The sequence below is a fragment of the Leptolyngbya sp. FACHB-1624 genome, from assembly GCF_047649235.1.
Classification (GTDB): domain Bacteria; phylum Cyanobacteriota; class Cyanobacteriia; order Leptolyngbyales; family Leptolyngbyaceae; genus Leptolyngbya; species Leptolyngbya boryana.
Window position 1 is genome coordinate 4,810,797 of sequence record NZ_CP180258.1, and the last position, 26,600, is coordinate 4,837,396.

Sequence of the window (26,600 nt, forward strand, 5' to 3'; positions counted from 1 at the left end):
CATGTCTCGGACAGATTTACTTGCATTAACCACAGATGATCTGACCCTCCTAACCAATCGCGGCATTGTCAATCGCGCTAAACGAGAACTCGAACAATTTACAGTTGAGATCATCGAGAAAAATGACTTCGTGCGTCTGAAATGGTCAGATTCAGTTGAATGTACCTTTCCGAATGGCGAACCTGTCAGCGATCGACACTGTACCTGTTCCGCAACTACAATTTGCCGCCACCTCATCCGCTCAATTCTCGCCTACCAGCAATCCAACTCTTTTACTCCTCAACCCTGGAATCCAGGCAGCATCTCAGACGAAGAACTTGCTAAGCATTTCACACCTTCCCAACTGCAAAGGCTCAAACAACAATTTGAAACGGATCAAGTCATCGAAGTGCGATCGAGTACAAAGCCGATCGCATATCTGCACTCTCTCGGTCACACCCTCCGCTTTCTCGTCCCTCACGATCTCCGATATACCCACTGCGACTGTTCCGAGCCTTCTCCTTGTCAGCATGTGCCTCTCGCAATTTGGGCATTCCGCCAACTTCATGATCAAACGAGCGCGATCATTTCCACTGAAACTGATCTGACGACTCCAACTCAGCTTCTCGACGACATCGAATCAGCTCTCGAAACCTTACTCCAGCGAGGACTGAACAATCTCACTTCAAGCTTACTCAGTAAACTTCAACGCTGTGAACAACACTGTCGCCAAGCTAACCTGATCTGGTTTGCTGAGATTCTCGTCGAACTCTTGGAACAATGCGATCGCTATCAAAACCGAGATGCTCGCTTTTCTCCTCACGAAGTCATTGCTTTAATCGCTGAACTCTGTATCCGCAGTGATGCTCTGCGTTCTAACACAGGCAAAGTTCCTCGTCTTTTCATCGCAGGTACACAGCGCGATCGCACAACCGCAATTGGAACTGCCCGCCTCATCGGTTTAGGCTGCGGTGTCCAGTTTAAACAGAACAGCACCACACTCACCAGCTACTTTCAAGATGCCAATACTGGAATGCTGACGGCATTTTCAACCGAGTTCGATGCTCCCGATCCCTTCTCCGATATCGCTCAAAAACCTGTTCTCAAGCAGCACACGTTCACTGAACTGGGTTCAGGACAACTGCTCATCCAATCTGCCAAACGCTCTCCCGATTTCCGTCTTCTGCCCGGACGTTCTCCGCTCTCTCTCAACCCTCAATCCTTCCAATGGAGCCAACTCCGCTCCCCGCTGCTCGTCGAAGACTTTTCTGAACTTTCCGCGCATTTACAACTTCTCCCTCCTGCTGATCTCCGTCCTCGTCATCTCACCGAGAATCTGTATGTGTTAGCGATCGACAAAGTAACCTCTGTTGAATTTTCCCCGATTGACCAATCTGTAACTGCGACGCTCTGGGATGCCCAACAAAACACAATTCGATTGAATTTTCCGTATCACGATCGTGCTCAAGCGGGCACAGAAGCACTGCTGACCCAACTCACCCAAGAGCCTCTCTGCTTTGTCTCCGGTCACATTCGTTCCGGTCATCAACTGACTATTTCGCCCATTGGACTTGTGTTTGAGGATTCCTTTTTGCAACCTTGGATCGCTGAACATGTCTCAGAAAGTGTATTGATTGCAAATTCAACTTCGATCGGGCTTGATCCGATTGAGACTTATTTAGAGAGCGTGTTAAATGCGATCGCGGATCTTCTCCTTATCGGAATCGAGCACTCCAATTCTCAGACCTTACAAACTTGGCAAGAGATCAATGAAGCCAGTCACAAGCTTGGATTTCAGACATTGACCGCAACGATCGACCCGATAACATCTCAATTAATCGAACCCCATCAGAACCTTCAATCTCTTAGCCAATCCATTCTCACCCTGTCCGTTCTGCACCATCTGGTCGATCGAGAATAAAGAGCGAAATTCTCAGCCAATCTTTGTAAGAACATCTTAGGATTGAAAAGCCTCTCTATCGAATGACGATCGACTAACCATGAACACTCCAGAACTTCTTTCACCTGCGGGAAATTGGGACTGTGCCAAAGCAGCGATCGAGAATGGCGCAGATGCAATCTACTTTGGACTGGAGCGGTTTAATGCTCGGATGCGGGCAGAAAATTTTACAGAATCCGATTTGCCAGAGCTAATGGAGTTTCTGCATTGGCGCGGCGTGAAAGGATACGTCACCTTGAACACGTTAATCTTTCAAAATGAATTAGTCGAGGCAGAACAATATCTACGATCGATTATTGCTGCCGGAGTCGATGCTGTCATTGTTCAAGACATCGGCATTTGTCGCCTGATTCGCCACTTGTCGCCGGATTTTCCGATTCATGGCTCGACACAAATGACCGTGACCAGTGCCGCAGGAGTCGAGTTTGCAAAAGAATTAGGCTGTCAGTTAGTCGTTCTCGCGCGCGAATGTTCGATCAAAGAAATCAACAAAATTCAAAAGCAACTTACGGAAAGCAATCTTACATTGCCGCTGGAAGTCTTTGTGCATGGAGCGTTGTGCGTTGCTTATTCAGGGCAATGTCTGACGAGTGAAGCATTGGGCGGTCGATCCGCAAACCGAGGCGAATGTGCTCAAGCCTGCCGAATGCCTTATGAATTAATTTCTGATGGCGAAGCCGTAAATTTAGGCGATCGACGATACTTGCTCAGTCCACAAGATTTGTCAGGCTTAGCTGTTCTACCAGACTTAGTAAAATCAGGAGTCACTTGCCTCAAAATCGAAGGACGACTGAAATCTCCTGAATACGTGGCAAACGTCACGCGAGTGTATCGCAATGCGCTCGATCAAGCGATCACCGATGTGAATGCTGAACGATACAACTTAGAAATGGCATTTTCGCGCGGATTACATACTGGATGGTTTGAGGGCATTAACAATCAAGAATTAGTCCATGCCAGGTTCGGGAAAAAACGAGGCGTTTATCTCGGCGAAGTCACCCAGATTCAGCACGAGCAAATTACGATCGCGACCAAAGCCCCCGTCAAACCCGGTGATGGCGTTGTATTCGACAGCGGACATCCCGAAGCCAAAGAAGAAGGCGGCAGAATTTATGCCGTCGAGCAACATCGCAATCAAACAGTGCTGACCTTCGGCAGAGATCAGTTGAATTTGAGACGAATTGATATTGGCGATCGCGTTTGGAAAACCAGCGACCCAGAACTCGATCGTCAAATTCGCCAAACCTATGCAGGAGATCAGCCAAAATTCCAGCGCCCGATCGACATCGAAATTCATGGCGAAATTGGCAAAGAATTGATCGCGATCGCCAGAGATACGGTCGGGCACATTACGCGCATTGAATCTGAAATGCCCCTGATCGAAGCGCATTCCAAGCCATTAACCACAGAACGACTGAAAGAACAATTCGGCAGATTAGGCAACACCCCTTTCTGTTTAGGCAAATTCGAGAACCATCTCACAGATGCAGCCATGATCCCCGTGAGCGAATTAAATCGAATGCGGCGGGAAATCGTCGATCGCTTAGAAAATCTCAGAATGCAGCCAAAACAATGGCAGTTAGACGAAGCGCGATCGCATTCAGAATTATTGCCTCGCATCGATAACGAATCTGAGAAATCCCCTGAATTCTCGATTCCGGCAGACTTCGAGCCGAAGACTTCCGATTCAAAGTCCCCCACTCGTGGGGGATTTAGGGGGCAGAATCCCCTCCAACCGCAGCCAGAACTCACCATCCTAGTTCGCAATCTCCAGCAACTCGAAACCGTTCTCAAACTCGGAATTCAAACCATCTACTGCGAATTTGAAGACCCGCGCGCTTATCGCCAAGCCGTTGAACTCACCCGCCAACGCTCAGATGCAGAAATTTGGGCCGCTCCCCCTCGCATTACCAAACCCAGTGAACAATGGATTTTAGAACAAGTTCGCAAATCCAACGCCGATGGATATTTGATCCGAAACTATGATCATTTGAAATTCTTTGAACACGATCGTAAAATTGGCGATTTCTCCCTCAACATCGCCAACGCCATCACCGCAAATTACTTCAAACAATTCGGCTTAGAACATCTCACGGCTTCCTATGATCTCAATATTCAACAACTGATTGCTCTGCTCAAAAGCTGCCCCCCAAATTGGTTAGAGATTACCATTCACCAACACATGCCAATGTTCCATATGGAACACTGTGTTTTCTGTGCATTCCTCTCGACTGGTACTGATTTCACCAATTGCGGGCGACCGTGTGAGCAGCATGAAGTAAAACTCCGCCTTGCCTCCGGTATCAGCAGCGCAAAACATCCCGGCATCGAACACATCCTTCAAGCAGATGCGGGTTGTCGAAACACGGTCTTCAACGGAACCGCACAAACCGGAGCAGAATTTCTGCATCACCTCGTTCACAGTGGCGCACAACGATTTAGAGTAGAATTTCTGAACGAATCGAGTCAGCAGATTACGCAAACGATCGCACTCTATCGCCAACTGCTCAATCACGAAATCACAGGTGCTCAACTCTGGCGAGATCTCAAACTCCAAAATCAACTCGGTGTCACGCGCGGAACTTTGACTTAGATGCACAACTGGGACAATTTAGTGATCCGATTAGTCCTTGCCATACTTGCAGGAGGCATGATCGGGTGGGATCGAGAACAACGACATAAGGCAGGTGGACTGAGAACGCATATGCTCGTCAGCTTGGGAGCGGCGTTGTTTGTGCTTGTCCCGATCGAAATCAATGGTTCGGGAGAGGAGTTAAGCAGGGCAATTCAAGGGATTGCAACTGGAGTCGGATTTTTGGGCGCAGGGGAAATTTTGCATCAATCGCGCCCTGATCAACGCAATCCTAAAGTCAAAGGGTTAACGTCTGCTGCCTCGATTTGGGTCACAGCCGCGTTGGGAATCACTTCAGGAGCAGGACTTTGGCTATTGACGCTCTTAGGTACGGTATTGACTCTGCTAATCTTAATTGGGGTCAAACAAGTTGAACAACGCGCGATCGTTTCCCGCCGAAATGACCTAGATGAAGAAGAATGATGCAGAATAAATGATACATTGCATCGACTCAGTGACATTTAGCCTAACAATTCAATATTTCCAACATGGATCATGAGATCTCCTCCGGTCAAAAATCAGGGATTGCGACAAAATACCAAGCTTGGATTGATCCGGCTTGGTCGATCGGGCTTTGGGCAGCCGCGCTCTTGTTATTCACAATCAATTTAGGCGGATTGCCCTTACGCGATTGGGATGAAGGAATTGTCGCGCAGATCGCCCGCGAAATTTCTAAAGCCCCATTTGATACGCTGGCTTGGCTCTTTCCGCTTGACCCCAATGGCGCACCCTATTGGAATAAACCACCGCTAGTGCATTGGATGGTGGCGCTGTTTTATCGAATTTGGGGCGTGAATGAATGGACATCTCGCCTTCCAGGAGCCTTGTTAACCGCAACTTCTGTACCCTTACTCTACGGAATCGGGCGCGAAATCTTTTTCCAACGCAGTCCCGCAATTTTTGCGGCTTTGGTGTATCTCACCTCACTGCCAGTCGTGCGGCAGGGACGCTTGGCAATGCTTGATGGAGCCATTCTCTGCTTTTTCTTGGCAATGATTTTGTGTGTTTTACGATCGCGCAGAGACTTGCGTTGGGGATTGGGCATTGGGCTTGCCTTTAGCTGCATTTGTTTAACGAAAGGAATTTTAGGAATTTTATTAGTGGCGATCGCGCTAGCGTTTCTCGCGTGGGATACGCCTCGATTGCTGACATCGGCATATTTGTGGAGTGGATTTGGATTAGGGTGCATCCCGGTTGTGCTGTGGAATGGTGCGCAGATCGTTCGCTATGGCAATGAATTTCTAGGCATCCATTTCTGGAACCAGTCTTTGAAACGAGTGTCAGACCCCGTAGAAGATAATCGCGGCACAGTCTTCTATTACGCTTTGGAAGTTCTGAAACAGGGCGTTCCGTGGGTGTTATTTCTACCCGTTGGATTGCGGCACGCTTGGGAAAATCGCAATCTCAGTTGGGCAAAATTGGCACTGGTTTGGAGCGGCGTGTATTTCGTTGTGATTTCGGTGATGCAGACAAAGCTGCCTTGGTATGCGATGCCGCTCTATCCTGCATTTGCGCTGATGATTGGCGCACAGATTCAGGAATTCTGGCAACCCGCAATGTTTTCCGATCCGCGCCCGATTCCCAAAGCCCGGATTTGGATGGCAGTCTTTTTGGTTTTATCGATCGTGGCTTGGGCAGGCACAATTTATTACGGCATGAGAGCGCAGCCGGATGTGCAGCTTGTATTCTCGACTTTAGCGTTGACGCTGACCGTAGCCTCGATTTTAGTTGCACGGCAGGATATTCAATTTATTGTGGTGTTGATTTGGGGAACGTATCTGACGCTGCTCGCGCTGATGATGTCAAATCATTGGGTATGGGAATTACAAGAAACTTTTCCAGCCAAACCCGTAGGCGTGATGATTCAGAGAGCAACTCCGAAGGGGCAAACCATCTATACGTCATATTCTTATTTCCGTCCGTCTTTGAATTTTTATAGTCAGAGAACGATCGTGCCTGAGACCTCTGAGAGGTTGATCAAGCGATGGAAAGAAGATGCTCATCCTCATTTGTTGCTGGACATGGAAGCCCTGAAGAAGTTGCCGCAGAAGCAAATGCAGTGGTTAGGAACGACAGAAAATTGGGTATTGGTGAGCCGGAATCCTGTAACCAAGACAACCACAACAGCAATTAAAAAACCGAAAAAATTGCCCCCTCGATCTGCACGCAGGTGAAACATCTTTGCATAATTCGATCCTCTGAATCGTGAGAGAAACCAAGACCAAATCAATTGCAGTTTGTGATTGATCTGGCAAAAGTTGATCTCAAGGAGATTCATGATGACTCGACTCTGTGTTCCCTCTCGTTCAATGAGCGCGATCGCCAGCCTCACACTGATCACACTCGCAGGAATTGGCAGCCCTGCCCTGGCTGTGATTGATTGTGATAAAACCCCAGATGCACCTTTATGTACTGGTGAACCGAGACCCAAACCCAAGCCCAGACCCGTTCCTGCCCCAGTTCCGCCTTCTCCCATCGTGCAACAAGTTTTAGCTCGATCCGGTCAAATCCAACAAACGATCGATACCGCTTGGAGCGAATTTGGCAAAGGCGTACTGGCGCAGCAAATCAAAGATGAGCTGGATGGAAAACGCGTTGGCAAAATCATAAAAACCATTCACCTGAAAAATGTCTCAGTCAATTTGCGAGATCTCGCCATCAAAGAGGTGAAAGCTGGTCCAGGAGCGAATCAAATTAGTGTGCGTCTCGTTGCTCCTCGGAATAATGTCAACGCTTCTGCGAATGTGTTTGCATTACCTGATCCGTCGTATCGTGTGTTTTTCGATTTAGAGCTAGACCTAACGCTGAGTTTGGATAACTCTAGTAGTCCAATTCGAGTTGATACGTTCAATGCTCGATCGACCAATCTCGATGTGCGCGGTTCCAATCTCGTCGGCACGGTCACCAAATCGATCGGAGACTTCTTCACTGGGGGTGGCTTTAGCCGCAATATTACTGCTCGCGCGACTCAAAGCATTACGAAAGAACAGTTGGCAGCCAATATTCGAGCGATCGCTGATCGCTTCAGTGTGTTCGCTGGATTGTAATTCTTTCGCTTAAAAAATGAGGTTCTTCTCCTGGTACCGGAGAGAACCTCATTTTCTCTAGCTTCTCAAAACTGATCTACGACTCTGGCTCTTGTTTCTCATGCTCCGTGGCTTCATATGCCACTTCTTCTTCGATCACCTCATCGGCTGTAACTGCCGAATCAGAAACACCAGCCACTTCTACAGGAGAAATCACTGTTGGTGTTTCAGCGATCGTGTCCTCCTCAAATCCGAAATCATCATCTTCATCCGTCACAACTTCAGTCGGAGTTGCAGGAATTGCTGATTCAACCGGAGTTGTAGGAGGAGTTGATTCAACCGGAGTTGCAGGAGTTGTCGATTCTTCGCGAAACTCTTTGCGAACGTAGACTTCTTTATTTTTCTCAGGCTTCTTAAATAAACCAGCGACCGCACCGCCCACTGCCCCAATCGTTCCCATCACATCCGGCTTACCCACTTCAGGATTGGGATTCCCAAAATCCTCGCGGGTCAAAGGCTGATAGGGTTCTGCCGTAGTCGTTTGCTCTCCTCGATTCAACAAGGATTGCGCGCGATCTTTCACCGTTGAGAACAGTTGTTTTCCTTGCTCGACTGCTTTCGCCGTCTTTTCCGAGTTGAGTGCTTCTGTAAATTTTGTTTGCAATTCAGCTGTCGAAGGCGTGTAGCCTAATCGAGAAGTCAGCGATTGATAGCCAAACCACCCAATCAGCGTCACACTTGCCATCTGTCCTAACAACACCCCCCCGGTAATACGATCGGCACAAATCCAAAGTACCAATGCGTAAAACAATCCCACTCCTGCCAGAGTTAGATCGCCTTTACGATAAATTTCTGGGTAAAAAAACGCGGACATGTAAAGCCCGAAGCTACCCAATGCAACGAATAACGCTAAAAGAAATGTCAGCATTTTGCTGCCCTCAACTCGGAAAAACTACATTAAATGTACTCTGAAGCGCCAGAGTACACAGGTAGGGTTAACAGAACTGCACTAAGCGAGAATTTGATCATCGAGTGAGAAATCAATCTCTTTGCGATCGCGTCCAGTCTTCAAATAGTCGTTCTGGAAGGAGTCTTTCAGCCCTGAAATCAAATCAAACTCCGGTGTCCAATCGAGTTCGGTGATCGCCTTGTGCACATCTGCAAAGAAATGTTGCGCCCGCATCGGAAAGGCTTTTTTCTTGCCAAAGTCAAACGATTTTGGATCGTAATGCACGATTTTAAGACTGCCTGGATCCTTGCCAACCGCTGTTGCACAAGCTCGCGCCAATCCATCAAAAGTGACTTCTCGTGTGCCTGACACGTTATAGATTTGTCCGATCGCGATTTGATTTCCTAGCACCTTCGCCATTGCTGCCGCTAAATCTTTCACATGCCCAAACTGGGTGAAATGTTGTCCATGTCCGGGAATCGGAACGGGACGATCGCGCACAATGCGATCGAAAAACCACGCTTCTAAGTCGTTATAGTTTTGCGGCCCGTAGATGTAAGTCGGACGAATCGAGGTAAACGGAATTCCAGCATCCGCCAAATAAGATTCGGTGTCATGTTTGCCTTTATGCCGACTCTTCGGATCGACGGCATCGCCTTCGACATGGGGCATTTGATCGGATTTGAGATAGACTCCCGCCGAACTCATATAGACAAAATGTTGAATTCGCCCTTTAAACAGTTCGGCTAAAGGCTGAGTATCACTGAGTTCTCGCCCGTTATTGTCAAACACGGCATCAAAATCGAGATTTGCCAACTGTTTCAAATCGTCTGCATTCGTGCGATCGCCCGTCACTTGCTTTACGCCTTCGACTGGAGCGGGCTTATTGCCTCGATTGAACAGAGTCACATCATGCCCTTGCTGCACCAAAAGCTGGGTGAGATAGACTCCGATAAACCGAGTCCCACCCATAATTAGAATTCGCATCGCGATCGCGCCTAATTTACAACAAGTTTTATCTTAGAGGATGTTTTAAAAGACAATTGAGGCTGTAAAAAAGCTCTCCGGTCATAAGCTGTAAATACGTAAAAGCACAGCACCGAGAGAGCTACATGAGTAAATCGTATCCCAGTAACCTCACTCCTGCCCAATATGAATTGTTGAGCGACCTGCTACCTGATGCAAAACCAGGGGGACGACCGCGAGAAGTAGACTTATGGGACATTCTCAATGCAATTTTTTATGTTTTAGTCGAAGGAGTGCGGTGGCGAGCGTTACCTGGAGATTTTCCAGCTTGGCAAACGGTCTACACTTACTTTCGTAATTGGCGTAAGGATGGAACCTGGTTGAGCATTCACGACCGTCTCTATCGCTGCATCCGCATCGAAGTCGGGCGCTCTCCGAGCCCATCTGAAGCAATTGTCGATAGCCAAAGCGTGAAAAGTGCGGCAGGAGTGCATGCAGCAATCGGATTTGATGCAGGTAAGGTGATCAAAGGGCGCAAGCGATTCATCACGGTCGATACGCTGGGATTGATCTTACGGGTCTTTGTCACTGCTGCCAGCACCCCAGAACGCGCCGGCGGCAAAACTGTCCTCCAGCGGGTGCGACAACGCGGGAAAGCCGTGTCTCGTCTACACACGATTTGGGTGGATGGCGGCTTCGATGGCTTTCCCTTTATGCACTGGGTGGTCACCATCTGTCGTTGGATTGTCCAAGTGGTCTTACGCCCGGAACAAACCAAAGGCTTTGTCCTGCTCAAAAAGCGATGGGTGGTGGAACGAACTCTGGGCTGGCTGATGCACTGTCGTCGCTTAGTTCGGGATTATGAGTTACTTCCAGAAACTTCAGAGACTTGGATTTACTTAGCAATGATTCGGATCATGGTTAGGAGATTGGCATAAAATTTGACCGACTCCGACTTTTAAAACACCCTCTTAGGGCGATTGGGGGAGTGGGGGAATGGGGAATTTCTGCATTCGCTGCTGTGCTGTTCGATTACGATCGCTGGAATAGCTTTGTCAGAAAAGCGAGGGATTTCCCCAAGGATTCGGATCATCACTGATAGACTTCGGGACAACATCCTTGCACAGGTCTTGGTATTGCTTGCCATTTGGATTGTATTTAAGATAACCATCGAGCCACTGACACCCTTGCTGTTGCAAGTCATCTAAGTCGAAATTCCAGAGAATAGCTGCTCCATCTTCACCCGCAGAAGCAAGCAGAAGATGACTCGGATTTGGACTGAAACTGATACTCTTGATCGGGCTGTTCTGCCCTTTCAAGGTACTCAGCATTTGTCCGTCTAGATTCCACAATCGGATCGTCTTGTCTTCACTCCCCGTCGCGATCGTCTTGCCATCAGGACTAAAGCTCACACTGTTCACAGAACCACTATGCCCTTTGAAAGTTCTAAGAAGTTGCCCGTCCAAATTCCATAATCTTGCTGTCTTGTCACCACTACTTGTCACAAGCAGTTTGCTATCAGGACTAAAGCTCACACTCTCCACAGACCAGTCATGACCTTTGAAGGTTTTGAGAACTTGCCCATCCAAATTCCACAACTTTACAGTCTTGTCATAGCTACCTGTGGCAAGCATTTTACCGTCGGAACTGAAGCTCACACTTTTTACAGACTCATCGTGTCCCTTAAAGGTTTTGAGAACTTGCCCATCTAAATTCCACAACTTTACGGTCTTATCGTCACTGCCTGTCGCGAGCATTTTACCGTCGGGGCTGAAGCTCACACTATTCACATGATAATCATGCCCCTTCAAGGTTCTAAGCTCTTGCCCGTCTCGATTCCAGAGCTTTACTGTATCGTCATAGCTAGCTGTCGCGATCGTTTTACCGTCCGGACTAAACCTGATAAACACGACACCGGAAATATGTCCTTTGAGGGTTCTGAGAGCTTGCCCGTTTCTATTCCATAGCTTGACTGTGTTGTCCTGACTACTCGTTGCGATCGTCTGACCATCGGGACTAAAACTCACACTATGTAAGCGGTCATCATGCCCTTTAAAGGTTTTTAGCCCTTGACCTTCAATGCTCCATACTCTTGCTGTACCATCATTACTGCTTGTCGCGATCGTTTTGCTATCAGGACTAAAGCTGAGACTCAGCACATACTCTTTATGTCCATTGAATACACCCAGTTCTTGCCCCTCAATGCTCCACAATTGAGCAGCATTCTCACTCGCGCCAGCAATCATCTTGCCATCGGGGCTAAAGCTCACACTGTCCACACCTCTACCAAGCCCATTGAGCGTTCTCAGGACTCGACCTTCCAGGCTCCACAGCTTAACCGTATTGTCACTACTGCCTGTGGCAAGAATTTTACCGTCAGGGCTAAAACTGATACTCTTTACACTACCACTATGACCCTTGAGCGTTTTAAGGAGTTGGCCATCTTTACTCCAGAGCTTCACTGTGCTGTCTGCACTCCCTGTCGCGATCGTTTTACCATCGGGACTAAAGCTCACACTGAAGACAGGATTGCTATGCCCCTTGAGGGTTTTGAGTAATTGTCCATCCAAATTCCAGAGTTTAACTGTGTTGTCATGGCTTCCTGTCGCGATCGTCGTACCATCCGGGCTGAAACTCACGCTGTTGACATAAGATTCGTGCCCTTCAAACGTTTTGAGTAATTGTCCATTCAAATTCCAGAGTTTAGCTGTGTTATCCCAACTTGCAGTCGCGATCGTTTGACCATCGGGACTAAAACTCACACTATGGACAAAGCCAGTATGTCCTTCAAGGGTCTTGAGTAATTGACCATCTTTGCTCCAGAGTTTGACTGTATTGTCTCCACTGCCAGTCGCGATCGTGTTGCCATCGGGGCTAAAACTCACACTATTGACAGCAAGGCTATGTCCTTCCAGTCGCGTGCGTTCCTTCACCCCGTAAATTAACTGGTGCAGCGTTGTCGCAACCTGCATTGCTGTATTGTCGATCTGAAGGTTTGCTTGTTTGATCTGTTGTCCTGCCTTCAGCCCTGCGAGTAAAGCTTCAATCTCCAGATGAGATGAGAACAGATTTAACGCGCTGAGGCTTTGAGCATTTAACTCCGCATTGACTTTTCGCTCGATCGCTTCTTGTCGCTGTTGAAAGGCAACCCCCGCAGATCCTAATGCTAGTAACGCGAATGTTCCGACTCCAGTCAAAAATGCTTGTTGCCGTCTCGCTTCTTGGCGCCGTTGCTTGCGCTCTGCCTCACGGCTTGCATTCACATACTGTCCCTGTCGTTCGGTCGGTTGCGGGTGCTTTCCTGTCCCGCGCAGCAATGCAGTTTCTGCGGCTTCTAAATCTGCTCCTCGTAGCAAATAGCTCTCGTTGCGCTGATGTTGCTCCCACTCGATCGCTCTAACTTCCAAGCGAGTATGCGATTTCACGTACTCTAAATCCATCTCGATCGCAGTTGTTAACTGCTGAAACCCACGATCGAAGTCATCCGATTCTCGAAAAAACAGCCAGTTATGTCTTGCGAGTGCCGGATGAGTGTGCCCAAAGCCTTCGCGATACACAATCGGCACAAGTCGCTTGTTATGTTTGACCGCATGATTGATTTCACGAGTGCAGACTTCTGACGCGATCGAATCTGGGCTAAGGATAAATACGAAGGTCGCAGTCCCTTCAATTCCACGCTCAATCTCCTGCCACCAATCTGCGGTCAGTGGAATATCCTGCCAATCCACCCAAGTTTCGCGTCCTTGGTCTTTCAGCGCATTGTGCAGCCGCTCCACAAAGAGCTTATCTTTCCGAGAATAGGAGATAAAAACGTCAGTCATGGCAGCAAAAGCGGGTCTCTGCGTGGGTAAAAAAGATACTAAATTCTACTCGCGTTTTACGGAGATGCTCGAAGCTTTTTTATGTCAGAGATCGAGTGTAGTAGGGAGTGGGGAGTGGGAAAACGACAGAGTACTACAAGCCGTCTTTTGAATCCAAGCTACGCCTGTTTTAGAGTTGGAACGACCTGTGAACGTGCAGTTTATGAAGATTGGTGTTTCTCTGTTTGGACTTTCGATTTGTTTGATGGCTCAACGTGTAGCGGCGCAGGAAACGCAGCCGATTACGATTCAGTTTCGCGGCATGGCGGGGCAGCAAGTTTTTCGATGCGATGCCGCTTACTCGCTTGGGACACCTGCGATTTCTGTTAACCCAACTGATTTTCGGTTCTATGTCTCGGAAGTCGCATTGATTGATGCTCAGGGTCGCACAGTGCCCGTTACCCTCACACAAGATCAGAAATGGCAGTATCAGAATGTGGCATTGATCGATTTTGAAAACAAATCTGGCATGTGTTCTAATGGCACGATCGACACCAACGATCGCATTGTTGGCACAGTTCCAAAAGGAACTTACAAAGGCGTGAAATTTACTTTAGGGGTGCCGTTTAATCTCAATCACAATGATGCTGCGATTGCACCTTCTCCGCTGAATCTGACTTCGCTCTGGTGGAATTGGCGAGCAGGCTACAAATTCGCTCGAATTGACTTCACGCCTGCGATGTCAGCACATTCCAAGCATGATGCTCCAGGTAAAACGCCTGCCCATCATCGCGATCGGGCTGGATTTATCATTCACTTGGGAAGTACTGGCTGTATGGGTGGAGCGCAAAAACCAGAAAGCTGCAAAAATCCCAACACTTCAACGATTACCTTCAATAATTTCAATCCAGAACAAGATGCAATTGCTGCCGACATCACGGCGCTCGTTGCCAATACAAATCTTGCAAAAAATCAGCCTGAAACACCACTCGGCTGCATGTCTGATCCAAAAGACGGCGATTGTGCTGGAGTGATGAGAAACTTCGGTTTACCTTGGAACGGACAACCTGCCCGTCAAACCTTCTTTCGTGTTGCTCCGAAACAATGAAGCGCTTTCTCACGTTAATCGTTCTGGCAGTTCTCTCATTCTGCTTGTCTGTGGGATTGAGTTCGGCTCTTGCAACCGAGCGCTATCAATGGAATCTGCCGGATTGGACACCCACGCCTATTGTCCCGGCAGATAATCCCATGAGCAATGCCAAGGTTGAGCTAGGACGACATTTGTTTTATGAAAAACGCTTGTCGATTACAGGTGAGTTTTCTTGTGCAACGTGTCATGACCAATCGAGAGCATTCACCGAGAAGAAATCTGTCTCGATCGGAGCAACAGGGGATTCTCATCCTCGCAATGCGATGAGCTTAACCAATGTTGCCTACAATTCGGTACTCACTTGGGCAAATCCCAACTTGATCAATTTAGAAGATCAATTGCTCGTGCCCTTGTTTGGAGAGCATCCGATCGAGATGGGCATGGTCGGCAAAGAGCAAGAAATCCTGGCAATGTTAAAGAACGATCCGAAGTATTCCAAATTGTTCAAAGCTGCTTTTGATGGAGAGGTCAGCATTAAAAATTTGGCAAAAGCGATCGCAGCTTTCGAGCGCACGTTAGTATCATTCAATTCGCCTTACGATCAGTATCGATATGGAGGCAACGATCGCGCCATTTCAGATGCGGCAAAACGGGGTGAAGCCTTATTTGAAAGTGAACGGCTCGAATGTTTTCATTGTCATGGGGGAATCAATTTCTCGGATTCTGTAAAACATTCGCGCTTAGCTTTTCATGAGATTGCGTTTCACAATACTGGGCTTTACAACCTAGATGGAAAAGGCGCTTATCCAAGCAATAACACTGGAATTCAGGAAATCACACTCAAACCCTCTGATATGGGTCGATTCAAGGCTCCGAGCCTCCGCAATATTGCTTTGACTGCGCCTTATATGCACGATGGCTCGATCGCATCTCTCGAAAAAGTGATTGAACATTACGAAGCAGGCGGACGAACGATTCACGCAGGCGCATTTGCCGGGATCGGCAGCGAGAATCCTTTCAAAAGTTCATTTGTCAAAGGGTTTCAATTGAGCGATCGAGAAAAGCAAGATCTCCTCGCTTTTCTGCAAAGCTTGACTGATGAATCGTTCATCCAAAATCCAGCGTTTAGCAATCCAAATTCCTGAGGATTGCAAATAAAAGACTTTATTCTGCTGCTCTCTCAACGATCCTGTTAAGAGAGCAGCAGAATATCTTTAACGCTTCGAGTCAATCGTTACTTCTAGAAACTAAACTGGGTGCGAACATTTCCTACAAACACGGTCGGATTACTCTCGAAATTGTTCGCGTTAAAAATCGCATAGAACGAAGGCACGATCGCAATATTTCGCGTCAACGGATAGTAGTAAGACACTTCTAAATCGTACTGCGTTCCCCCATCACCTCCACCTGACAGTAAAAATTCCCGACCATCAATGTAGTCATGTGGCATCACAAACGAAATCACGCCCAATGCCCCTTTCTTACCCAAATCCGGGAAACCCAATCCCGCTTGGAAAGATTGCACCTTCACATCACCACCCGCGCGCACAGGATTCACCGGATTGATGTTGGTACGTCCATAAGAATACCGCCCAAAAATTCCAAATCTCGGCGTAATCAACCAATCAAAGTTTGCAATAAACGCATCCGAAGTTGACTCTCGGACTCGCCCCCCAAATCCATCATCTGCAAAACCGTAAGGCAGCGGTTCACCTGCTGAACCTCCTGCAAAGCCATTCGTCGGGTCAAGATTCGATCGTGTATACAAAAACCGGAAATTAAAGCTAGGACTCGGAGCATAAGCTAATTCAGCACTGAGCGTATTTGTGCCCTTGAATAGTCCTCTAGCCGGATTACTCGACGTATTGAAGCCCGCAGCAGAGTTGAGAAATTCTGTATTCTCAGCTAAATAAGCTGCTGTGAGGCGTAGTTGTTTATTAATGTTCCAAGCAACAACCGCTCCCGAACCGCGATCGACTGCATTGGACAACGTACTTCCATTCGAGTTAAAGCTACTTGTCCCTGTCAAGTAAAAGGTAAACCGATTTTGATCAAAGTGGCGATAGAAGTTGACTCTCGGACCAACAACAACTCGAACTGCATCATTGAGCGGAAACGAGTAAAACAACTCACGAATTGCTAGTCCTGAATTCGGAGGCAATCCGGTTTGATCCAAGAAAGGAGTTCCCCAAGAGTTAAAAAAGCCCGAAGATACTAACTGATTGGCTGGGGAGTTGCCGTTTCCAGAAACAAGCTGAGTGACTAACTGATCTCGCCCTGTAAACGAAGTGGTTAAGTTTAAGAACGTATAGTAGCTAAATGTCGGATTTACATTGCGGCGCTGAACCCGCGAAGGCACTCCACCCGCTCCTCGCACAGGCGGCGCAAAAGCACTATTTCCCCCACCTGCGGGATTTCGTTCTGCGGTGATATCTCCACTGGGAAAAGCGCCCGTGAGATTAAACCAGACATTCCCGGTGAGCTTTGTCGTGGTTGAGAATTGTTGTTTTTCGAGCGTCGTTACTTTTGCTTCTAAAGCATCGACTCGACCTCGTAACGTTGCAAGTTCTGCAGCAAATTCTTCTTGCAGTTTCTGTAGTGTTGCTAAATCTTCTTTCTTGACTAAATCAGCAGTTGCAGCCGCAATCAGTTCATTCACTCGATCGAGACACGCATTTAACCCGGCGGCAAACTCGTATCGCGTCAACGCCCGATTGCCGCGATAGGTTCGGTCAGGATAGCCTGCAATGCATCCATATCGCTCAACCAAGGATTGCAGAGCTTGAAACGCCCAATCGGTCGGTCTCACGTCTGAAAGTTGCGAAACAGAAGTAACCTGACTCACGCTTGCAGGCACAGACTTCGATTCAGAAGTCTCAAGCTGGGAAAGAGGAGCAAAGCGCTGCATTCCATCCGCTGCTGGTTTTTGCTCGATCGCTGATTCTGCACTCACACTCGAAGCGAACCCAAGGCTCGCTATCCATGCAGCAGCCGGGGCTAACAGAAGCCGCTTATTCATAGATTTATTCACTCCTCCACCACCCGGATCGTATCCGGTATACAGACTTATTACTGACCTAATAAATACAGCGAGCACAATTTAATCTTCTGTAGTGCTGTATACATACTTTTGCTGGAGAACAGCATTTCCTAACTTTCCGCCTCTGTCGTAAGTAAGGCTTCTAACTCTTGAATTTCTTGTACGACTCGCTCCTTACTCGCGATTAAGTGATACTGAATGGCTTGCATCGCGGCGAGAGCATCCCGCTGGCGAATCGCTTCTAAGACGCGGCGATGTTCCCCGCGAATTTCTAAAACATTCGGGTTATGCTCGATCGTTCTCAATCTCAGCAGCGCCATCTTATCGAACACCTGATCTAAAATCTGCACCAGCCACGTATTACTAGAACTCTCCGCAACTGAGCGATGAAATTGATAATCCAAATGCAAAAGCTGATACGGAGTGAGCGAATTTGCGGGAGTCAAACTTGCTTTTTCTGCTTGTTGCAAGGCGCTTTCAATGCATTGAATTTGCTCATCACTCGCAGTTCCACACGCCGCAGAAACCGATAATTGCTCTAGCGCAATCCGGCAATCATAGAGTTGGATTGCATCCTTGATCGATAACACTGCGACTCGCATCGCTCCCTGAGCATCAGTCGTCACCAAATGATCGCGTTGCAATAACCTCAGGGCTTCTCGAATCGGCGTTCGGCTCACTTGCAACTGGTCGGCAAGTTGGGTTTCAATCAAACGACAGCCAGCAGCCAGTTCCCCAGACAGAATCGCACTGCGCAACATTTGATAGGTCTGTTCATGAAGCAATTGAGCACGTTGGAGAGATTGACCAGACATCAGCACAATAGAGTCCTCGCTCTAAAAAACTTGATAAGCGATCAAGCAATATTTTCGACGCTAAACCACAAAAATTTACTTCGTAAACGTTGAAAGCGTGAATGGTCGAGTTTCTTCATCATTCATCTTTCAAACTGGCAGGAAAGGGAAGTATATAAAAATTTTTATATTAGTTTGGAAATCATCCAAGCGCTTAAGAAACTCTAAACCCAGTAACGAAAGATACAGAAAGCAGGATAGATGATCTCAATAATGCTCTAAGGGAAGTTTTGTATCCTGTATGCACTACAAGCCTTGTTATTTACGGGCTTCGTAAGGGCAGCGATGCTGTACTCAATCCGCAACGCCTTCACTCAGCGCGCTATCTTCCTAACCCTACAACCCATCTTATATATTTTTGCGGATTTTGCGGTTTCGCTGACATTTAACGCTGGAGAATGATTGTGAGTAAGATATCAAGACGTTTATCAAGCCTATCCTTAATTGCGGCATCGATCGTGGTTTTCGGAGGATGCGCCTCTCAGCCCACGGCTACGGCTCCAACAGGCAGCGCTGCTAACTCGGCTAGCCCTGCCGCCAATCAGCAAGGACTCAAAGCCGTTCGCGTGCAACTTTCGTTTTTGAAACAGAGCTTAGATGCTCCCTTGATTGTTGCCATGAACAAAGGCTACTTCGCTCAAGAAGGCTTGAATGTCTCCTATGAACGAGGATTCGGCAACGCAGACACCATTAGCAAACTCGGGACTGGAAAATTTGATCTGTCTTTCAGCGACATGTACAACGCGCTGGAATTCAATGAGAAAAACCCGAATGATAAAGTGATTGCGGTGGCGGTGACGCAGAGTAGAGCACCTTTTGCAATTTTGACCCTCAAGGAGAAAGGGATTAATTCTCCCAAAGACCTCGTTGGCAAGAAACTAGGCGCACCCACCGGAGATGGGCCTCGCAAACTCTTTCCCGTGCTCGCCAAGGAAGTCGGCTTTGATCCCAACTCCGTGGAGTGGACGACCATGGAACCCCGACTTCGGGAAAGCTTCTTGCTTCAAGGTCAAGTCGATGCAATTAGCGGATTCTCAACCTCCGCATTGCCCAGTCTGCTCAAAGGCGGCAAGAAGCTAGAGGACATCAATATTTTCTACTACAACGACAATGGCATGGATTTTTATGGCAACGCCATTTTGTCAAAAGCCAGCTTTGTCGAGCAAAATCCTGACACCGTGAGAGCATTCGTTAAAGCTTACCTACGTGGCTTGCAGGATGTGCTGAAAGATCCAACGGCAGGACTTGATGCAGTCATGGCATCCGATGATTCAAAGCTGATGGATCGCGAAGCTGAGAAGGTGCGATTACAAGTTGCCTTAGAGCGGATGTTTATCAGTCCTGAAGTGGAGCAAATCGGGCTAGGCAGTGTTGATCCGGCGCGGCTAGAGAAAACCTTGAAGCAAACCGCCGAAGGGTTTGGCTTAAAAACGACGCCATCTGTCGCAGATATTTATACCGACAAGTTCTTGCCCCCGAAAGAGCAGCGGACTTTGCCCAGCGATCGTAAACCGTTGTCCTAACCTCGTTCACACCAGGGCTGATCTGTTCAGCCCTTTTTTCATTTACATCTTGAGGAATTATGCAGCCACAGGTTGATTCTCTATCGGTCAATTCTGGTTCGTCATCTGGAGAGCCATTATTGGAGTTTGATCGGGTTGGATTGGAGTATCCGTTTGAAGGGAAAATGCGACGGATTATTCAAGAAGTGAATCTCTCGATCCAACCGGGTGAGTTTGTGTCGTTTGTCGGTCCCAGTGGATGTGGGAAGACTTCAATTTTGCGGATGGTCTCAGGCTTGAGTCCGGCTCCGATCGGGGAAATTCGCTATCGCGGCACACCGATTAAAAAGCCCCTGCGCAATACTGGAATTGCCTTTCAGAATCCAGTCATGCTGCCGTGGCGCAATACGATCGACAATGTGATGCTGCCACTCGAAATCGTCGATTCGTACAAGAAAAACTATCGTCAGCGCAAAGAAGAGTATGTGCGCATGGCGCAAGATCTGCTGGCAACGGTGCGCTTACAAGATTTTCAGAAGCAATATCCTTGGCAGTTGTCCGGTGGGATGAGACAACGGGCTTCTTTGTGTCGATCGCTGATCCACAGCCCAGAAATTCTGCTCCTCGACGAGCCGTTCGGAGCATTAGATGCTTTTACCCGCGAGGAAATGTGGGGCATGTTGCAAAACCTGTGGATGAAGGTCAAATGCGTCGGTATTTTGATTACGCATGACTTACGAGAAGCGGTCTTTTTATCCGATACCGTCTATGTGATGGGCGCGCGTCCTAGCTCGATTATCTACGAAGTCAAAATTGATCTCCCGCGTCCAAGAACCTTGGAAATGGAGCTAAGCGACGAGTTTAATCACTACTTTGCCAGCATTCGCAAACACATTCAGCACAACTAGCACCGATGGAAAAATTTCTGAAATCAAAGTCAGCAGGCTTTGTGTTGCCATTCATTGCAACTGTTGTCCTCTTCATCGTCTGGGAATTGGTCGTGATCATTTTTAAGATCCCGCCCTTCAACTTGCCTGCACCCACCAATATCCTCAATGCTTTGATCAATTTTGCACCGCAGCTCACTGTCAATGCGATCCGCACGCTTTGGACAACGATGCTAGGGTTCATTATCGCCGTTGCAGTCGGAGTGGTACTGGGATTCATTATTGGGTATTCACGGACAGCTTATCTGACGCTGTACCCCCTGCTTGTGGCATTTAACACGATTCCCAAAGCTGCATTAGTGCCGCTGCTCGCCATTTGGTTTGGCGCGAATGCAATTCCAGCGACGTTAACTGCATTTTTGCTGGCTTTCTTCCCGATCGCGGTGAATGTGGCGCTCGGATTAGACACCGTTGAGCCAGAAATGAAAGATGTGCTGCGGGCATTAGGCGCAAATCAGGTCGAAGCGTTCCAGAAAATTGGTTGGCCTCACACCCTACCCTACATTTTTGCATCGCTGAAAATTGCCGCTTCATTTGCATTTATTGGAACGGTCATTTCTGAATCCGTGGCTTCTAATGCAGGACTCGGCTTTTTGATTGTGCAGGCCACCTCGGATTTCAATGTTCCCTTAGCCTTTGCAGCGTTGCTGATTCTGGCACTGATGGGAATTTTGCTGTATGGCTTTTTCGTTCTAGTTGAGAAAAAAGTAATTTATTGGGCGCGGTAGCCCATCTCCTGTATAATCAATTCAGTTTGAAGGGGAGTAGCTGCTGACATTTGTTCAGCCCGCTTGAGTCAACATACTGGCGATGAGCCTGGTTCAAGCGACAAGAAGCTTTTTTACTTGGAAGCGAGACCTTCACTAAGTTCACGAATTGCAGTGAGCTTGGTGAGGTCTTTTGTCTTTCATCAAGCTTGCTCAGTTCATTATCAACTGACTGAGAGGAAGCCTGATGTTAGAGGCATTTACAGCTGGATTATTGTTTATCACGATCGGGGAATTGGGCGATAAGACGTTCTTTATCTCGATGTGTTTAGCAATGCGACATTCGCGGCGGTTTGTATTTTTGGGATCGATGTTGGCATTAGCTGCGATGACGATCCTTTCGGTTCTACTTGGACAAGCTGCGAATGTTTTGCCTCAAAGTTGGGTGCATTACGGCACGATCGTGTTATTCACAGTGTTTGGATTCAAAATGCTCTACGATGCCAGCAAAATGAAGCCGGAGTGCCAAGACAAATCGCTGCTGGATAACTCGGAATGTGCTTCTGAGGCGGAGAAAGAAGCCATAGAAGCGGTTTTCCAAGCAGAGGCAAATCTCAAGAAGAAAACCCGTCTTGCAATTATGTTGGAAGCCTTTACGCTGACCTTTATTGCCGAGTGGGGCGATCGCACTCAAATTACCACGATGGCACTAGGAGCCTCGAAGAATTTAATCGGAGTAACGCTCGGTGCAATTTTGGGACATGCGATCTGTTGTGCGATCGCCGTATTTGGCGGTCGATTGATCGCGTCTCGAATTTCAGAGCGAACAGTGACGATCGTGGGGGGCTTATTGTTCTTTGTGTTTGCGATCGTAACTTGGGTACAGCCTGCTTAACTTCTTCTTTACTAAAACCTGCACTGCTCAGTTTCGCAGTGCAGATTCCTCGCGATTGCGCCCGCACTAGAATGATCATTTTCTCGAATTCCGTTACTCTACCCCAAGTTTTCAAGTTCTCAATGATTTTCCTTCTCAAAGCTGAGTGACCTTCTCTCTCAAGGAAGGTCGCTTGAGCTAGAGACATCCTGTATATTGCACATAGATGGCAAGCATCTACACGACAGAACGAAACCGTTAAAACAAATTACTGAAGAATTCCTATTTTTATTCAAACAGGAGATTATCACTATGGGTATTCTGGCTTGGGTTATTTTAGGACTATTAGCTGGAGCGATCGCCAAAGCAATTTATCCTGGCTATCAAGACAGCAACATTTTAGGAACAATGCTTTTGGGAATTGTTGGTGCTTTTATCGGTGGCACCTTGTACACCTTGTTGACTACAGGAATGTTATCCCTCAGTGCAGTAGGCTTCACCCTGCCTGGGCTATTGATTGCAGTAATGGGTGCTATCGTTGCCTTGTGGCTCTACTATGCTTTCGTCAGCCGCCGAAGAATCTACTAACGTCATTGAGCGAAGGTAAGGATTTGTCGTTTTCGCTGCAGCAGTCTTTCTACACCTAGTCCTAAGACTGCTGCGAAAACGAGTATTACTCAGGGCAATCCACGACCGCTGGTATTCGCAGGAATACTTTGTTCAAAACTGAAAAAATTACCCGGATCGTATTGCTGTTTCACCTGCTTTAATCGTTGCCAATTACTTCCGTAGTAGGCGGTTTGCCAGTTTTTAATCGAGCGATCGCAGTAATTCACATAGCATCCCCCAGTAACATACGGTTGCATGGCTGAGCGGAAATTTTGCACCCAATTGATATGGGCAGCTTGCTCCTGCGGTTTTGTCCAATATGCTTGATATTGAATGTTCCACTTCACTTGGCGATGGCAGAACGCTGTGGCATCAGGGGGAATTTTGGCGATCGCGCCGCCATAACTATCAAATTGCAGCACGACATTTCGACTGGGTGCTTGCTTGAGGAATTTAACAACCGTGGCAATGCCCTCTGCATTTAATGGACGAACAACATAATCAGAAGCATTCTTAAATTTCGTCTGTGAACCATGCCAATGAGCTAAGCGTTTTGGATAATCTGGCTTTAATCCAGCAAAGGCATAGACTGCTTCAAGGTAAGGCAAGGTCTCGATCTCGGTTTCTTTCGGTGCGATCGCGAATAAAGGCGCGAGCACAGTGCGTAATTCTGCTTCGGTTCCCACAAATTGACCCACGATATAGACCGAGTTTCCCGGTGTGAGTTTCAAAATGCTCGTATGACGATCGTCACTGTCTGGTGCAAAAGCTTGCCATTGTTGAATCACCCGTTCTATCTCAGTCGCATCCCATTTGAGTTGATAGATGGTGACTTTATCGATCGCATGAGTTTGAAACTTGAGCGCAGTCACAATGCCAAAATTTCCACCTCCGCCACCCCGCAACGCCCAGAACAAATCAGCATTCTGAGTCGCATCCGCAACAATGAGTTTTCCCTTAGCCGTCACCATTTCTACGGCTTGCAAGCTATCGCAAGTCAATCCTTTCCAGCGAGCGAGTAATCCATAGCCGCCTCCGAGCGTTAATCCGGTAATGCCTACCGTCGCACAAGATCCACCTGGAATTGTGACCCCTTCTGCCGCAAGAGTTTCATAGATCGCAACGAGTTCTGCGCCAGCTTGGATGGTAGCTTGTCCTGTAGTGCGATCAAATCGAATCTGCTCCATATCGTTGAGATCAATAATCAGCGCATCATCTGCAACCGAAAACGCCTCATAACTGTGTCGTCCACTCCGAACTCGTACCGGAACTCCACTCATTTGCGCCCAATTTACAGCGTTGACGACATCTTGCACAGACTGACAGAAGACAATCAACAGCGGCGAGGCAGCAAATCGCGCATTGAAGTTCAGCCGCGCATCTTCATACCCTGCTTCGCCTGCGTAAATGACTTTTCCAGTAAGTTCAGCCATTGCATTGTTCCAAATCGCTTGCCTTTCATAGACACAAACACACTGAGAAGCATTTCAGAAAATTCGCAGAGGATAATGACAGTTCAGCTGTCAAAATTCCCTAAGTACATCGGGCAAATACTACATTTCAAGTTGCGTTGCTTCAATCATCATGCCAAGCTAACGCATCAGCAATCTGTTGGGCAAGCGTGAGGGGACGAAATGGCTTAGTAAACACAGCGGCGATTTTTAAATCGTGGAGATTATGTTGCTCTGAAGCTTGCACTTTAGCAGTCATCAAAATGACAGGGATAAGCTGGGTCTCAGGATTTTGCTTAAGGTGATGTAACGTAGCACAGCCATCCATATCCGGCATCATCAGATCCAGCAGAATTGCATCCGGTTGATGTTGAGTCGCGATCGCAATTCCTTCTGCACCCGAACTTGCCGTTAAGACGTTCCAACCTGCTCCCATTTGCAGACCGAGTGTGGCGATCGCTCTCACATCTTCCTCATCATCCACAATCAAAATTTGCTTGTTCATTTCTAATCTTTGGAGGTCTGATATTCACAAAGTAGCAATGAATCGAGGAGAAGTCGGGGAGCTATTCTTAAATCGTTCCATCGCTAAGCGGCAATTCAACATGAAATGTGCTGCCTTGATTGACGATACTTTCGACCCAAATTCTGCCACCATGTTGCTCGACGATGTTGCGACAGATCGCAAGTCCTAGTCCAGTTCCTCCCTTTTGTCGGGCATCCGAGGCATCGACCTGCTGAAATCGCTCGAAGATGGTCTGGATCTGATGAGCAGGGATGCCTCGTCCTTGGTCACAAACACTAATACAGATGCTTGAAATCGTCGATCGTGCCTGCATCCAAACTTGATTGTTAGGTTGTGAGAATTTGATCGCATTGCTGAGCAGATTGGTTAAGGTCTGCACAATGCGATCGGGATCAACTGTGAGAAACAATGATAGCGGCTCTGTAATCAGTTGAATGTTTGAGCCATTCGCCATTGATTGCATTTCTTCGGTGGCTTGTGTCATTAAGTCGGCTAAATTGCACGATCGTAGATTCATCGTGATTTTGCCTGAGCGAATCCGTTCAAGATCAAGAATGTCGTTGATTAAGCGAATCAAGCGTTCTGCATTCTTGATCCCAATATTGAGAACGTGCTGTCCTTGTTCGGTGAGGTTGCCTAACTGCCCACTACCGAGCAGATCCAGCGAACCCATCATAGAAGTCAGCGGAGTCCGAAGTTCGTGGCTGACTAAAGAAATGAATTCGTTTTCGAGGCGTTTGCGTTCGGTGATGTCGTTAGCAATGAGGAGAGCGTAAGCGGTTCCATTGAGTTCAATGTGATCAACCGAAAGTAAAATGTGCTTCCTGGTTTGAGAACGAGTCAGCAATTCAAACTCTAGATTATGAAAGGCGGTGCGGGTTTGAAGACGACGCATGAATGCATCAATATCACGACCCAGATGTAATTGGGCGATCGTACAACCAATCACTTCATCCAGCGAGTAGCCGCTAATGCTCAAGAAACTAGAGTTGACTTCGATGAATTGACCTTCAGGAATGGTCACGATCGCGATCGGGTTTGGACTTTGCCGAAAAATGGTTGCAAACTTTTCTTCTGCGTGTTGACGATCTCGGATCTCTTGCTGGAGTTGTTCATTTTTCGATTGCAGTTGATTTTGTAATCGCCGCAGTGTTAGATGTGTTTCAATTCGAGCCAGCACTTCTTCGATTTGAAATGGTTTTGTAATGTAGTCAACGCCGCCCGCTTGAAATGCTTTTACTTTGTCGTTGACCGCTTCTAAAGCACTGATAAAAATAATGGGGATGTCACGAGTGCGATCGTCGGCTTTAAGCTGTTCACAGACTTCGTATCCATTCATCTGCGGCATATTGACATCGAGCAAAATGAGATCCGGCGGCATCACCTGTGCGCCTCGAATGCCCGTGGAACCCTTTGTCACGCTCCGAACTTTGTAGCCGCGATCGATCAGCATCGTTGAGAGCAGATTAAGGTTTTCCGGGGTATCGTCAATGACTAAGATATCGGCTTTCGGCAAATCGGACTCGGTCATTACAAACCTTAAGTGGAACGCTCATCAGATTTTATGACGTGACCGTAAGTCTCCAAAGAACCTTCATCAAAACAAAATTTCTTTTCTCGATGTTGTTCCAAATTTTTTCCACCTGCAAATTTCGGATTGATTTGTTGCTCTCTCTCTCCCGCACAGG

General features: G+C 47.6%; 21 protein-coding genes. 13 read left to right on the forward strand and 8 right to left on the reverse strand.

Annotated elements, in window-relative coordinates:
- Position 1 precedes the first annotated feature (1 nt).
- The 5 genes from ACMUEV_RS22850 to ACMUEV_RS22870 all read left to right on the forward strand — a co-directional run bounded on the left by ACMUEV_RS22850 (position 2) and on the right by ACMUEV_RS22870 (position 7,618).
- Positions 2-1,900, forward strand: a complete 1,899-nt coding sequence (locus ACMUEV_RS22850) for a hypothetical protein (RefSeq protein WP_190647513.1) — start codon at positions 2-4, stop codon at positions 1,898-1,900.
- 79 nt (positions 1,901-1,979) lie between these two features.
- Complete coding sequence (locus ACMUEV_RS22855) at positions 1,980-4,532, forward strand: U32 family peptidase (protein WP_190647515.1); 2,553 nt, start codon at positions 1,980-1,982, stop codon at positions 4,530-4,532.
- On the forward strand, positions 4,533-4,994 hold the full coding sequence (locus tag ACMUEV_RS22860; RefSeq protein ID WP_190647516.1) for an MgtC/SapB family protein: 462 nt from the start codon (positions 4,533-4,535) through the stop codon (positions 4,992-4,994).
- 65 nt (positions 4,995-5,059) lie between these two features.
- Complete coding sequence (locus ACMUEV_RS22865; protein WP_190647518.1) at positions 5,060-6,745, forward strand: ArnT family glycosyltransferase; 1,686 nt, start codon at positions 5,060-5,062, stop codon at positions 6,743-6,745.
- A gap of 102 nt (positions 6,746-6,847) precedes the next feature.
- On the forward strand, positions 6,848-7,618 hold the full coding sequence (locus tag ACMUEV_RS22870) for a hypothetical protein (protein WP_190647521.1): 771 nt from the start codon (positions 6,848-6,850) through the stop codon (positions 7,616-7,618).
- Positions 7,619-7,694: 76 nt separating this feature from the next.
- Here the strand turns inward: ACMUEV_RS22870 and ACMUEV_RS22875 are convergent, their stop codons facing one another.
- Together ACMUEV_RS22875 and ACMUEV_RS22880 are read right to left on the reverse strand one after the other, a co-directional pair.
- Positions 7,695-8,525 carry a Ycf66 family protein gene (locus ACMUEV_RS22875; protein ID WP_190647523.1) on the reverse strand — a complete coding sequence of 277 codons (831 nt, stop codon included), beginning with the start codon at positions 8,523-8,525 and terminating at the stop codon, positions 7,695-7,697.
- A gap of 81 nt (positions 8,526-8,606) precedes the next feature.
- A complete protein-coding gene (locus tag ACMUEV_RS22880) occupies positions 8,607-9,533 on the reverse strand; it encodes an NAD-dependent epimerase/dehydratase family protein (protein ID WP_190647525.1) in 927 nt (308 codons plus the stop codon).
- Between the two features lie 125 nt (positions 9,534-9,658).
- Between ACMUEV_RS22880 and ACMUEV_RS22885 the strand changes: the two genes are divergently transcribed.
- Entirely contained in the window at positions 9,659-10,450 is a 792-nt protein-coding gene (locus ACMUEV_RS22885; RefSeq protein ID WP_415354614.1) for an IS5 family transposase, read from the forward strand.
- Between the two features lie 117 nt (positions 10,451-10,567).
- Here the strand turns inward: ACMUEV_RS22885 and ACMUEV_RS22890 are convergent, their stop codons facing one another.
- Positions 10,568-13,333 (reverse strand): TIR domain-containing protein, encoded by a 2,766-nt coding sequence (locus ACMUEV_RS22890; protein WP_190653863.1) that lies wholly within the window; start codon positions 13,331-13,333, stop codon positions 10,568-10,570.
- Between the two features lie 187 nt (positions 13,334-13,520).
- Between ACMUEV_RS22890 and ACMUEV_RS22895 the strand changes: the two genes are divergently transcribed.
- Positions 13,521-14,420, forward strand: a complete 900-nt coding sequence (locus ACMUEV_RS22895) for an MbnP family copper-binding protein (protein WP_347277640.1) — start codon at positions 13,521-13,523, stop codon at positions 14,418-14,420.
- A complete protein-coding gene (locus ACMUEV_RS22900; protein WP_190653864.1) occupies positions 14,417-15,547 on the forward strand; it encodes a methanobactin export MATE transporter MbnM in 1,131 nt (376 codons plus the stop codon). The genes ACMUEV_RS22895 and ACMUEV_RS22900 overlap by 4 nt, the downstream gene beginning before the upstream one ends.
- A gap of 95 nt (positions 15,548-15,642) precedes the next feature.
- Here ACMUEV_RS22900 and ACMUEV_RS22905 read toward each other — a convergent pair whose 3' ends face one another.
- Both ACMUEV_RS22905 and ACMUEV_RS22910 read right to left on the reverse strand, forming a co-directional pair.
- Positions 15,643-17,421 (reverse strand): iron uptake porin, encoded by a 1,779-nt coding sequence (locus ACMUEV_RS22905; RefSeq protein WP_190653865.1) that lies wholly within the window; start codon positions 17,419-17,421, stop codon positions 15,643-15,645.
- A 131-nt stretch (positions 17,422-17,552) separates the two neighbouring features.
- Positions 17,553-18,257 carry a GntR family transcriptional regulator gene (locus ACMUEV_RS22910; protein WP_017286895.1) on the reverse strand — a complete coding sequence of 235 codons (705 nt, stop codon included), beginning with the start codon at positions 18,255-18,257 and terminating at the stop codon, positions 17,553-17,555.
- Positions 18,258-18,700: 443 nt separating this feature from the next.
- On the opposite strand from ACMUEV_RS22910, the gene ACMUEV_RS22915 reads away from it, so the two are divergent.
- The 5 genes from ACMUEV_RS22915 to ACMUEV_RS22935 all read left to right on the forward strand — a co-directional run bounded on the left by ACMUEV_RS22915 (position 18,701) and on the right by ACMUEV_RS22935 (position 22,914).
- Complete coding sequence (locus ACMUEV_RS22915) at positions 18,701-19,819, forward strand: ABC transporter substrate-binding protein (RefSeq protein WP_347277641.1); 1,119 nt, start codon at positions 18,701-18,703, stop codon at positions 19,817-19,819.
- Between the two features lie 59 nt (positions 19,820-19,878).
- Complete coding sequence (locus ACMUEV_RS22920; protein ID WP_017286893.1) at positions 19,879-20,706, forward strand: ABC transporter ATP-binding protein; 828 nt, start codon at positions 19,879-19,881, stop codon at positions 20,704-20,706.
- Positions 20,707-20,711: 5 nt separating this feature from the next.
- Entirely contained in the window at positions 20,712-21,473 is a 762-nt protein-coding gene (locus ACMUEV_RS22925) for an ABC transporter permease (protein WP_017286892.1), read from the forward strand.
- A gap of 226 nt (positions 21,474-21,699) precedes the next feature.
- Positions 21,700-22,347, forward strand: coding sequence for a TMEM165/GDT1 family protein (locus ACMUEV_RS22930; protein WP_190653867.1), 648 nt, complete (start codon positions 21,700-21,702; stop codon positions 22,345-22,347).
- A gap of 291 nt (positions 22,348-22,638) precedes the next feature.
- A complete protein-coding gene (locus tag ACMUEV_RS22935; RefSeq protein WP_190653868.1) occupies positions 22,639-22,914 on the forward strand; it encodes a GlsB/YeaQ/YmgE family stress response membrane protein in 276 nt (91 codons plus the stop codon).
- 89 nt (positions 22,915-23,003) lie between these two features.
- On the opposite strand, the gene ACMUEV_RS22940 is transcribed toward ACMUEV_RS22935, so the two are convergent.
- From ACMUEV_RS22940 to ACMUEV_RS22950, 3 genes are all read right to left on the reverse strand, one after another.
- A complete protein-coding gene (locus ACMUEV_RS22940; protein ID WP_190653869.1) occupies positions 23,004-24,368 on the reverse strand; it encodes an FAD-binding oxidoreductase in 1,365 nt (454 codons plus the stop codon).
- Positions 24,369-24,510: 142 nt separating this feature from the next.
- Complete coding sequence (locus tag ACMUEV_RS22945; RefSeq protein WP_017286885.1) at positions 24,511-24,891, reverse strand: response regulator; 381 nt, start codon at positions 24,889-24,891, stop codon at positions 24,511-24,513.
- Positions 24,892-24,958: 67 nt separating this feature from the next.
- Entirely contained in the window at positions 24,959-26,443 is a 1,485-nt protein-coding gene (locus ACMUEV_RS22950) for an ATP-binding protein (protein WP_190653870.1), read from the reverse strand.
- Positions 26,444-26,600: the final 157 nt, after the last annotated feature.